This is a genomic window from Gilliamella sp. N-G2, from assembly GCF_002142215.1.
Lineage (GTDB): Bacteria > Pseudomonadota > Gammaproteobacteria > Enterobacterales > Orbaceae > Gilliamella.
Genome location: NZ_NAST01000001.1, coordinates 136,134 through 147,754, shown reverse-complemented (window position 1 = coordinate 147,754; position 11,621 = coordinate 136,134). Strand labels below are relative to the sequence as shown.

Genomic DNA, 11,621 nt, shown 5'->3' with positions numbered 1-11,621 from the left:
TGTGTTAACCGCTAAAAATTTAACCTTTGGTTATGGCAGTCGCATGATCATTAATGATGTATCTTTATCAATAAATGCGGGCGAAATTGTTATTATCATCGGTCCTAATGGTGCCGGTAAGTCGACCTTATTACGTCTATTAACTGGTTATCAAAAACCGTTATCAGGTGAGTGTTATTTACAAGGTCGTCCAGTATCACAGTGGCCACAAAAGCAATTGGCAAAAATAAGAACCGTAATGCTTCAACAAAGCCAACTTACTTTTCCATTTAAAGTAAAAGAAGTGATTGCAATGGGGCGAGCGCCTTATGGTAAAATGCATTTTGATCAATCAATTCATGAAGTCATGGTTCAAACCGATTGTTTGCAATTTGCCGACCGAGATTATCGAGGTTTATCCGGTGGCGAACAACAAAGAGTTCAATTGGCTAGAGTTTTAGCCCAATTATGGCAACCAGAACCGAATGAAAAATTACTGTTTTTAGATGAACCTACCTCAGCGCTTGATCTCTACCATCAACAACATACTTTACGCTTATTGAAGCAATTAGCAGTTAAGCAGCAATTGGCTGTGTGTTGCATCTTGCATGATCTGAATTTAGCAGCTTTGTATGCTGACAAAATAATTTTGGTTAACCAAGGAAAAATTGTTGAACAAGGGGCACCAACCGAGGTGTTAACTGTTGAAAATATTCATCGATGGTATGGTGTTGAAATCGGTATTTTTAATCATCCACATCATACATCGATACCGCAAATTTATTTGAACCCTTAAATAGTAGAACTAGAAAATCATTGATACGCTGCAATTTTGTTCAAAATCGGTATATAATTAAGCAAAAATTAATAAATGGGGCTGATAATGATTAATGAAAATAGCGATAACTCTATTTTGGTTTCAGATCTCCTTGCAGCACAACCTGTTTTTAGTTGCCAATTGGATGGTAAAGGAAAAGCAAATCCTTTAAACGATAAAACTAAAGCTTCTATTAATCAACCATATTGGATACATCTGGATTTTGCTAAAAGTGAAACTATTAATTGGATTAATCAAACAAATTTAATACCTGATCTTGTTAAAAATGAGTTAATTAAAGCTAATCAATTTCCAAAGGAGATCCGTTGTGATTCAGGTATTTTAGTGGTATTGAAAGGGGTAAACTTTATTCCAAATGAACTACCTGATCCTATTGTTACTTTTCGTTTTTATATTACCGATAATTTGATTATTTCAACCAGGCATCAAAAAATAGATGCAATCGTTAAATTAAAAGAAAATTTAGAAAAAGGTATTGGTCCTGTTGATGTTGCTGATTGGCTGATACAACTTTCAGAATTAATTTGTGATCAAGTGAATTTATCTTTTGATGGTGTTCACAATAAGATAATAAAATTAGAAGATTTATTATTAAATCAGCGAATTTTTTCCCATAAAGAAATTGGCAGAGTGCGCAAACAACTTTTCATACTGCGTCGTCTGCTTTCGCCACAGCGTGATATTTTTGTAAAAATTTCGACCGAAAGAATATCTTGGATTGATGACAACGATCGTCAACGGCTTCATGATATCTCTAATCAACAAAATCATTATGTTTCTGAAATTGATAGTTGCCTAATAAGGATTGGTTCAGTTATGGAACAAATAAATAGTATTCTAGCTGAATCGACTAATAAGCGTATCTATTTAATGTCACTATTTACCATTATTTTTACGCCAATTACATTTATAACAAGTTTACTTGGGGTTAATTTAGCCGGTATTCCTTTTAATGAAAAAGAGTGGTCTTTTGTTGGCTTAATCGTACTATTAATTGTGATTAGCATAGTATCTGTTTTATGGCTTAAGCTAAAAAAATGGTGGTAAAGAAATTAACTTTTAAAATAAATATAAATAAAATATGATGAATATTCATGAGATTAGGAGTAAACAGAATATTAAGTCGTTATTTGCAAGCGTACCACAATCATTTTTAATCGCCGATAGGCAAAAAGATCTAAACAATGCTTATACAGATAACGCATTACAAGCTAATTCGGTAGCAATCAATATTGGTTGCTTGTTTTTTTAGTTTTTAAACCGAAGCCTGAACAGATTAGTTATATTTCACAAAGATATTTTAAGCATGATACTAACATTGTTCCAATTAAAATTTATGATTAATAATAATTATTATGCAGTCTAATCAATCTTTTCGCTTATTTATTGCTGAAAAGCCCAGCTTAGCTAGGGCTATTGCTGATGTTTTGCCAAAACCTCATCAAAAAGGGAATGGGTTTATAAAAGCCAGTAATGGTGATGTTGTTAGTTGGTGTATTGGCCATTTATTAGAACAAGCCACGCCTGAAGTATATGATGAACGATATAAAAAATGGGCAATTGATGATTTGCCTATAGTGCCTGATAAATGGATATTGATGCCTAAAAGTAGTACTGAAAAGCAATTCAATATTTTAGTGGATTTGATTAAATCTGCAGATCAGATTGTTCATGCTGGTGACCCAGATCGCGAAGGGCAGTTATTGGTGGACGAAGTGCTAAACTATTGTCAGCTAACACCAGAAAAACGTAAAACTATTCAGCGTTGCTTGATTAGTGATTTAAATGCCAGTGCTGTTGAAAAGTCACTTGAACAGTTACGTAGTAACCAAGACTTTATTCCTTTGTCTACTTCGGCATTAGCTCGAGCGAGGGCTGATTGGCTGTATGGCATGAATATGAGCCGAGTTTGTACTCTGGTCGGTCAACGTAATGGTTATCGAGGCGTTTTATCTATTGGCCGAGTTCAAACACCTATTTTAGGCTTAGTCGTTAGACGTGATTTAGAGATAACCCAATTTGTTCCTAAACCATTTTATGAAGTATTTGCTATATTACAAACCAAACATAATGAAATATTTAAAGCCAAATGGCAACCAAGTGAAGCTTGTGCACCTTATCAGGATGAAGAAGGTCGTGTCTTGGTTAAACGGTTGGCTGAAAATGTTTGCCAACGAATAAAAGATCAGTCGGGCATTATTGATAAAGTCAGTAACAAGAAGAAAGAATTAGCGCCACCAATGCCGTTTAATTTATCAGCTCTACAAATTGAAATGGCAAAAAGGAATGGTTTAAGTGCGCAAGAAGTGCTTGATATCTGCCAATCTTTATATGAAAAACATAAGTTAATTACTTATCCTCGTTCCGATTGTCGTTTTTTACCAGAAGAACATTTAAAACAGATTAATGGTGTAAAAGCTGCCATCGAAAACAATTGTTCAGAACTGCAAACTGCGGTTAATGATGCTGATTTCACTTTACGTTCTAAAGCGTGGAATGATAAAAAAGTTGAAGCACACCATGCCATTATTCCAACTTTACGTAAAACCAAAATGGATAATTTATCGACTAACGAGAAAGCAGTATATCAAGTGATAGCAACACAATATTTGGCACAATTTTATCCTGTTTATAAATATGCCGAATTACAAATAGATGTTGATATTGGTGGTGGTAAATTTACATCTAAAGCCAATCAAATGTTAGATGAAGGTTGGAAAGTTTTATTTAGAAGTAAGAATTATCAAGCCGATAGTGATAAAGATAGTGACGAGAACAATGGTTTATTAACTAAACTAGTTAAAAAAGGCGAATTAGTACAATGTATTGATACAGAGTTACTTAGTAAAGAAACACAACCGCCACGACCTTTTACCGATGCAACTTTACTTTCAGCAATGACGGGTATAGCAAGATTTGTTAAAGACCCTGAGATAAAAAAAATCTTACGCGAAACAGATGGGTTGGGCACTGAAGCGACACGTGCAGGAATAATTGAACTTTTATTCAAACGACAATTTTTGACCAGACAAGGTAAATCAATACGTTCAACACCAATTGGTCAGAATTTAATTCTATCATTACCCGAAAGTGTTTCAATGCCAGATATGACAGCTCATTGGGAGTTGCAACTAGAAGAAATTAGTAAGAAGGAGTTTAGCTATCAGCAGTTTATGTATCAATTAAATTCATCTTTGCTGAGCCTAGTTGAACAACTAAAACATTCACGCTTGAAAATTCAATCTTCATCCCCAAATATGAAAAAAGGATAATCGATAATATCGCAATTATTGATTATCCTTTTAATTGATAAATCCAAACAATTTTAGTTAGTCTGTTGATTCTTCATTTGCAACTTCTTGTGAAACGATAGACTCATTTAGTTCCTGATTTTCAGCAAGTATATTCGTAAATTCTTGATTTGCTCTGCTTAAAAAGTCACTATCCTTCAAAATTAAGCGATAAGTATTTAATCTTTTTAATGGTCCTTTAGCAAATTGACTAATTATAAAAATCATAATAAAAATTGTTAATAGAGAAATAATCACATTAACAATCCAAGCTGATTTAAAGATAGTATGCAAATTGGTTATTAACATAATAAATGTAAACAGACAAACAGCGGCACTTAAAATTACCTCTTTAATTAAAAAAGGTTTTAGTAGCGTAATTCGATTTTGTTCGATAGCAAAATATTGAGTGAATTGATTTAATTGTGATAGTTCAATAATGTTATGTTTATCAGCATTAACCAATGAGATAGCAATTCTCTCTTTATTAATATTACCTGATTTATAGAAGCAGACTTTTTCCCAAATTAGTTTCTTCTTAATGTTATTTAAATAATCTTTTTGATAATTTGGTTGTGGTGTTTTTTCTAAAATATCTGCATATTTAATAATATTGTCAAAGTAGTTTTTTGGCGTGTTTTTTTTATAAATAAAGCCAACAAAAGAGAGCGTAAAAATAAGAAATAAATTAAACCAATTATCTTGTAATAGTTGTGTAAGATCCATTCAGATTAACCAATGTTGATGACAATTGGGCAATTGTAACTGATATTGTATAAAACAGGTATTAATTCTATACAATATTTTCTAATAACCGCATTATTAGTGCTGTTTTTAGGCAGTCACAAGTTTAATTTTGCATATTAAGTTGACTTCTTAAATTTAAAAGCGTATAAAGTGCTCGCCTTTGAGCTTTTCTTATTTTTTTAACTATAAGGTGGTTAAAAATGATGGTTAAGAAAAGTTGAAATACAAAGTGATGAGTTCAATTTACAGGAGAAATATGGACACTCAATCGGGTCACCCCAAAATGTGGGGAGATAAATTCAAACACATCATTATCGGTTAATGAACCTGTCTAAATAGTAATTTTTTCAGTTCACGAGCCGAAATTGATAAAAACGGTAACGGTGAACGATATGCAGTTTTCTACACGCTATCACACAAACTCAAAACATCATTGTGCTCATAAAGTACTTTTACGAGTATTGTATCTTACTGATAAACATTTAGAGCCACCTAGTTGTATCTAATTCTTAATTAAATTTATTTTTTAATAATTTTATTTCGTGCCAAGCATTAGCTTTAATGGCTAGTTATTGCTTTGCATTTAAATTTTGGTCAATTAAAACTTATTTACGCCTTGTTATGTTTAACTAAGGAATAGGTTTCTTTTGTCTAAAAAATATAGATAGGTACCAACTATGATTAAAAACACATCTAAAGTAAAGACAGAAAATACTTTAACTATAAAAGCACTTGAGGAAGCTCAAAACAGTCTAGATAACATTTTATCTAAATTTCAATCAAGCCTTTCTGGCTTAACCCAAGAAAATGCAAAATCAAGATTGGAACAATATGGTAAAAATGAAGTTGCTCGGGAAAAAGTTCCTTCTGCCTTTATTCAGTTGTTATTAGCATTCAAAAATCCATTTATTTTTGTCTTGTTGATACTAGCTATAGTTAGTTTTGTGACTGACTATTGGTTACCACTACAAAGTGGTGAAGAAACTGATCTAACAGGCATTATTATCATTTTAACCATGGTAACATTAAGCGGCTTACTCCGTTTTTGGCAGGAGTTTCGCTCAAATAGAGCTGCCGAGGCACTCAAATCGATGATTCGAACCACAGCTACAGTTCTGCGTCGGCCAAATAAAAATATGCCAGCTGAACATATCGAAGTGCCTCTAAGTGATATTGTCCCCGGTGATATTGTATTTTTATCTGCCGGCGACATGATTCCAGCGGATATTCGTTTAATCGAATCAAGAGATCTATTTGTCAGCCAAGCCGTATTAACCGGTGAATCAATTCCAGTTGAGAAATACGATACTTTAGGTGCGGTATCGCAAAAAACAACTGAAGAGATTAACCCAGCCGATATTGATAAAGATAATGTTCTCGATGTAAATAATATCTGTTTTATGGGTACCAATGTGGTCAGTGGAACGGCAAAAGCGATTGTTGTGGCAACTGGTGCGGATACACATTTTGGTTCGTTAGCAAAATCTATAGTAGGTTCCAGAGCTGAAACTTCCTTTGATCGCGGCGTAAATAGCGTGAGTTGGTTATTGATTCGTTTCATGTTAGTAATGGTTCCGATTGTTTTACTAATAAATGGTTTTACTAAAGGTGATTGGGGCGAAGCTGTTTTATTTGCATTAGCTGTTGCGGTTGGTTTAACTCCTGAAATGTTACCGATGATTGTTAGCGCCAACCTTGCAAAAGGTGCGGTAGGAATGGCAAAACGCAAAGTGGTGGTTAAACGCTTAAATGCGATACAAAATTTTGGTGCAATGGACATTTTATGTACTGATAAAACTGGCACATTAACTCAAGATAAAATTATTTTAGAACACCATTTAGATATTAATGGTCAAGTTGATCCCGCTGTTTTACAACTTGCATGGCTTAATAGTTACTATCAAAGCGGAATGAAAAACTTAATGGATAAGGCTATCATTCGTTTTGCAGAAGAAAAAACCAGTGTTAAAAAAGTCGGCGTTGGTCTTTATCGTAAGATTGATGAATTACCGTTTGATTTTGTGCGTCGTCGCTTATCGGTAGTGGTACAAGGTAATGACGATAATCACTTAATGATCTGTAAAGGTGCTGTTGAAGAAATGTTATCTATTTCTGATTTTGTCTATGAAAATGGAGAATATTTACCACTAGATGAAAAACGAAAACAAGCATTAATTGAACTGGCTCATAATTATAATAAAGACGGTTTTAGAGTATTAGCTGTTGGCGTCAAAGAGATTTCAGCAGAACAAACTAAAACGCAATACAATGTCCAAGACGAGAAAGCATTGGCTATTCGTGGTTTCTTAACATTCTTAGATCCACCAAAAGAGAGTGCTTATGAGGCTATTTCAGCATTAAACGAACATGGTGTTGCGGTTAAAGTTTTAACTGGTGACAACGAAATTATCACTATTAAAGTTTGTCGTGAAGTTGGCTTAGAACCTGGTATTCCTTTATTAGGTACTGAAATTGAAAAAATGGATGATGATGAGTTAAAACAGCAAATTGAGCAAAGGACTATTTTTGCCAAACTAACTCCGTTACAAAAATCCAGAATTATTCGATTATTACAAGATAATGGTCATACTGTTGGTTTCTTAGGTGATGGTATTAATGATGCACCAGCTTTACGTGATGCCGATGTTGGTATTTCTGTTGATACCGCAACGGATATAGCTAAAGAATCGGCTGATATTATTCTACTTGAAAAAAGTTTAATGGTGTTGGAAGAAGGCGTGATCTGCGGTCGTGAAACTTTCGGCAATATAATGAAATATCTTAATATGACGGCTAGTTCTAATTTTGGTAATATTTTCTCGGTATTAGTTGCGAGTGCATTTTTACCATTCTTACCAATGTTGGCGATTCATTTACTTATCCAAAACCTGTTATATGATATTTCACAATTATCATTACCATGGGATAAGATGGATGAAGAGTTTTTACAGAAACCACGTAAATGGGATGCCCCAAATATTGGTCGTTTCATGATTTGGATTGGCCCAACATCATCGATTTTTGATATTACAACATATGCATTAATGTGGTTTGTATTCAGTGCTAATAGTATTGAAGCCCAATCGTTATTTCATTCCGGTTGGTTTATTGAAGGCTTATTATCACAAACTTTAGTTGTACATATGTTAAGAACACAAAAAATACCATTTATTCAAAGTACAGCAGCATTTCCTGTAATCGTAATGACAATGCTAATAATGGCGGTAGGAATTTATATTCCGTTCTCACCAATTGGTAGTTTAATTGGTCTGCAACCATTACCATGGTCATATTTCCCATGGTTAGTAGGCACGTTATTATGTTACTGTTTTGTTGCACAATTGATGAAGCGAATTTACATCAAACGCTTTGGACAATGGTTCTAATTAATTCAAGAATTGATGTAAGAAATAATATTTACATCATAAACTAAAAGATGTATAAATATTGAACTATTATGTTATAGTAATGCCATCATTGAAAAAGCGTTTATACATTATTATTAATAAACTAATATTTATACATTTAATCAGCATCTTTAAAATATTTTAAGGAGCATTTATTTAACAATAACAACAAGAGGATTAAAAAATGAAAACCCCACACAAAAATTTAATTACACTAATCAAAAACCGTAAATTGAAAAAAGCACAAGAACAAGTAAATAAACAATAACAAGTAGATTGGTGGAAAAAGATAAATTGAGATAAACCCCATAATTTGGGGTTTTTTTATAACTTAAAGTAGAATTAATCAAAATTATTGTTTTGAAATATCAGGCTGTTGCTTTTTTCAAAACTTCATAAATTTGATCTTTTAATTTTAATTTTTGTTTTTTCAAACTTTCAATCGTTTCAGATGTATCAACGGCAATACCCGCTTCAATATTTTTAATTTTTTGGTCAAGTTGATTGTGTTCTTCAAATAGTTTTTGAAAATGTAAATCAGTGTTTTTTAACTTAGAGATTAAATCACGATATTCTGGAAACATACTGCCCCCTTACAAGATGAGTTAAAATAATAACAATAGCAGTTATTACTATTTAAGCTTACAATATTCTTGATTGTTTTAATAGCAATTTTTGAACGGGAGATGTTTATGAGTGAAAAGATCGTTATTGCAAAAAGTGAAGGTAATGATTTATACATCCTTGCATCGTTGGCAAATCGCCATGGTTTAATAACTGGTGCGACAGGTACCGGTAAAACTGTAACCCTACAAAAGATAGCAGAAAATTTTTCGCAAATTGGTGTACCGGTTTTTCTTGCTGATGTTAAAGGTGACTTGACTGGCTTAGGAGAAAAAGGGGTATTATCTGACAAATTACAATCACGATTGGCAAATATAGGCGTAACTGATTGGCACCCTGATTCATCACCTTTAGCGTTATGGGATGTTTTTGCTAAAAAAGGGATCCCAGTTCGTAGTACGGTTTCCGATATTGGTCCTATTTTATTGGCTCGATTATTAAATTTGAATGATGTGCAATCAGGCGTTTTACAACTTGTATTTAAAATAGCGGATGATAACGGTTTGTTATTGCTTGATTTTAAAGATTTACGCACCTTAATACAGTTTATTGGTGATAATGCTAAAAAATTTACCACGCAATATGGCAATATTAGTGCCTCATCAATCGGTGCAATACAACGAGGATTATTATCTCTTGAACAGCAAGGTGCCGAATTCTTCTTAGGCGAACCTATGTTAGATATTAACGATTTACTACAAGTTAATGAACAAGGTCGTGGCATTATCAATATTTTATCAGCGGATAAACTATATAATTCGCCTAAACTATATTCAGTATTTTTATTATGGTTGTTATCTGAATTGTTTGAGCATTTACCTGAAGTTGGCGATCTTGATAAACCGAAACTGGTATTCTTTTTTGATGAAGCTCATTTATTATTTAATGATATTTCTCAAGCTTTATTAGAAAAAATTGAACAAGTTGTTCGTCTTATTCGTTCTAAAGGTGTTGGTATCTATTTTGCTACACAAAGTCCAACCGATATTCCTGAAACTATTCTTGGCCAGCTAGGTAATCGCGTTCAACATGCATTACGAGCTTTTACACCTAAGGATCAAAAAGCGGTTAAAGTAGCAGCACAAACCATGCGGGCCAATCCAAATTTTGATACCGAAAAAACTATCATGGAGCTTGGTGTTGGCGAGGCGCTCATTTCGTTTTTAGATGAGAAGGGGCGACCTAACGTCGTTCAACGTGGAATGATCATTGCGCCAGGTTCTAAAATGGGACCAATGGATGCTGAAAATCAGTTGTCGATTATTCATCAATCCTATTTTTATGACAAATATTTAACAACAATTGATCGTGAATCTGCCTACGAAAAACTTAAAAAAGGTTTTACTGTAGATACAGCAAATGGTCAAAAACCACCAGAAAACAATTCAACACCAAACTCTAAAAATCAAGATGAGCATGGTGGTTTGATGGAATTTTTAAATTCAATTATTTTTGGCAGGACTGGGTCAAAAGGTAGACAACATGATGGTATAGTTCAAACTGTTGCTAAAAGTGCCACCAGACAAGTAGTTAATCAAATTGGCAGGCAAATTACTAGAGGGATATTAGGTAGTTTTAAAAAGTAATTTTAATTAATAAAAAATGAACTAATGAACTAATGAACAAAAAGGAGTTGTAGATGTTAAAATTGTTTATTGAATGGTATAAAAAACGCTTTAGTGATCCGCATGTGGTATCATTAATGGTTGTTATTGTTGTGTTATTTTTTATCATCTATTTCTTCAACAAAATTCTACTTCCTATTTTAATTGCAATTGTTTTATCTTATTTACTTGATAGACCAGTTAATTATTTGCAAAGCAAAAATGTTCCTCATACATTAGCCGTCGTGATCGTGCTGCTACTATTTATGTTTGTCGGATTAACTGGAATTATGATTTTGTTACCTTTGATTTGGCAACAAAGTGTTAGCTTAATCACTAATATTCCCAATATGTTGAATTTTGCAAATAAATTTATTACATCTTTACCAGAACATTATCCTGAATTAATTGATGTTGGTCTATTCGATTCAATAATTCAGAGTATAACCAGTAGAGTTGTGCAAACAGGAAATTCACTATTACAGTTTTCAATTAGTTCTTTATTTAGTTTAGTTTCAGTGGCCATTAATGCAGTTTTAGTACCAATTATTATGTTTTTCTTATTGAAAGATAAAGCGAAAATATGGGGGTACTGTTCTAAGGCATTACCGAAGAATCGTACCATATTAAATAAAGTCGCCTCTGAAATGGATATGCAAATTTCCAACTATATAGTCGGCAATGTTTTACACATTGTTATATTAACTATCTGTGTTTATATCCCATTTTGGTATTTTGGTTTAGATTATGGCTTATTATTAGCCGTTTTAGTTGGACTTTCCGTACTGATCCCTTATATTGGTATTATTATCTCTAGTATTCCTGTGGTGTTAATCGCACTCTTTCAATGGGGCTTCACGGCACAATTTGGTTATTTAATTTTCTTCTATATTCTAATTCAAGCCCTTGATGGTAATTTATTAGTTCCCTATCTGTTTTCTGAAAAACTCAATCTTCATCCATTGGTGATTATTGTTGCTGTCATCATATTTGGCGGCTTATGGGGATTTTGGGGGGTATTTTTTGCCATACCACTTGCGACATTAGTTAAAGCCATTATTAATGCATGGCCAAATCTTGAAGAGATAAATAATATAAAAAACGAAAACAAAGCAGATTAATTTAATAATCT

9 protein-coding genes are annotated in these 11,621 nt (G+C 33.0%); 7 read left to right on the top strand and 2 right to left on the bottom strand.

Going from position 1 to position 11,621, the window contains the following annotated elements; all coding sequences use genetic code 11:
* Position 1 precedes the first annotated feature (1 nt).
* The 4 genes from B6C99_RS00710 (at position 2) to B6C99_RS00700 (ending at position 4,089) form a co-directional block, all read left to right on the top strand.
* Positions 2–775: a heme ABC transporter ATP-binding protein gene (locus B6C99_RS00710; RefSeq protein WP_216819332.1), complete on the top strand. Its 774-nt coding sequence runs from the start codon at positions 2–4 to the stop codon at positions 773–775.
* An 87-nt stretch (positions 776–862) separates the two neighbouring features.
* A complete protein-coding gene (zntB, locus tag B6C99_RS00705) occupies positions 863–1,864 on the top strand; it encodes a zinc transporter ZntB (protein WP_158092412.1) in 1,002 nt (333 codons plus the stop codon).
* A gap of 34 nt (positions 1,865–1,898) precedes the next feature.
* Positions 1,899–2,069: a hypothetical protein gene (locus B6C99_RS13155; RefSeq protein WP_158092411.1), complete on the top strand. Its 171-nt coding sequence runs from the start codon at positions 1,899–1,901 to the stop codon at positions 2,067–2,069.
* Positions 2,070–2,172: 103 nt separating this feature from the next.
* Entirely contained in the window at positions 2,173–4,089 is a 1,917-nt protein-coding gene (locus B6C99_RS00700; RefSeq protein WP_086358058.1) for a DNA topoisomerase III, read from the top strand.
* A gap of 57 nt (positions 4,090–4,146) precedes the next feature.
* Here B6C99_RS00700 and B6C99_RS00695 read toward each other — a convergent pair whose 3' ends face one another.
* Positions 4,147–4,833 (bottom strand): hypothetical protein, encoded by a 687-nt coding sequence (locus tag B6C99_RS00695; protein WP_086358057.1) that lies wholly within the window; start codon positions 4,831–4,833, stop codon positions 4,147–4,149.
* A 698-nt stretch (positions 4,834–5,531) separates the two neighbouring features.
* Between B6C99_RS00695 and mgtA the strand changes: the two genes are divergently transcribed.
* The gene (gene mgtA / locus B6C99_RS00690) at positions 5,532–8,240 is read left to right on the top strand and encodes a magnesium-translocating P-type ATPase (protein WP_086358056.1); all 2,709 of its coding nucleotides are present in this window, start codon (positions 5,532–5,534) and stop codon (positions 8,238–8,240) included.
* Between the two features lie 389 nt (positions 8,241–8,629).
* On the opposite strand, the gene B6C99_RS00685 is transcribed toward mgtA, so the two are convergent.
* Positions 8,630–8,845 (bottom strand): YdcH family protein, encoded by a 216-nt coding sequence (locus tag B6C99_RS00685; RefSeq protein ID WP_034903410.1) that lies wholly within the window; start codon positions 8,843–8,845, stop codon positions 8,630–8,632.
* Positions 8,846–8,953: 108 nt separating this feature from the next.
* On the opposite strand from B6C99_RS00685, the gene B6C99_RS00680 reads away from it, so the two are divergent.
* Both B6C99_RS00680 and B6C99_RS00675 read left to right on the top strand, forming a co-directional pair.
* Complete coding sequence (locus B6C99_RS00680; RefSeq protein WP_086358055.1) at positions 8,954–10,471, top strand: helicase HerA-like C-terminal domain-containing protein; 1,518 nt, start codon at positions 8,954–8,956, stop codon at positions 10,469–10,471.
* A 53-nt stretch (positions 10,472–10,524) separates the two neighbouring features.
* On the top strand, positions 10,525–11,610 hold the full coding sequence (locus B6C99_RS00675; RefSeq protein WP_086358054.1) for an AI-2E family transporter: 1,086 nt from the start codon (positions 10,525–10,527) through the stop codon (positions 11,608–11,610).
* The last annotated feature ends 11 nt before the right edge of the window (positions 11,611–11,621 follow it).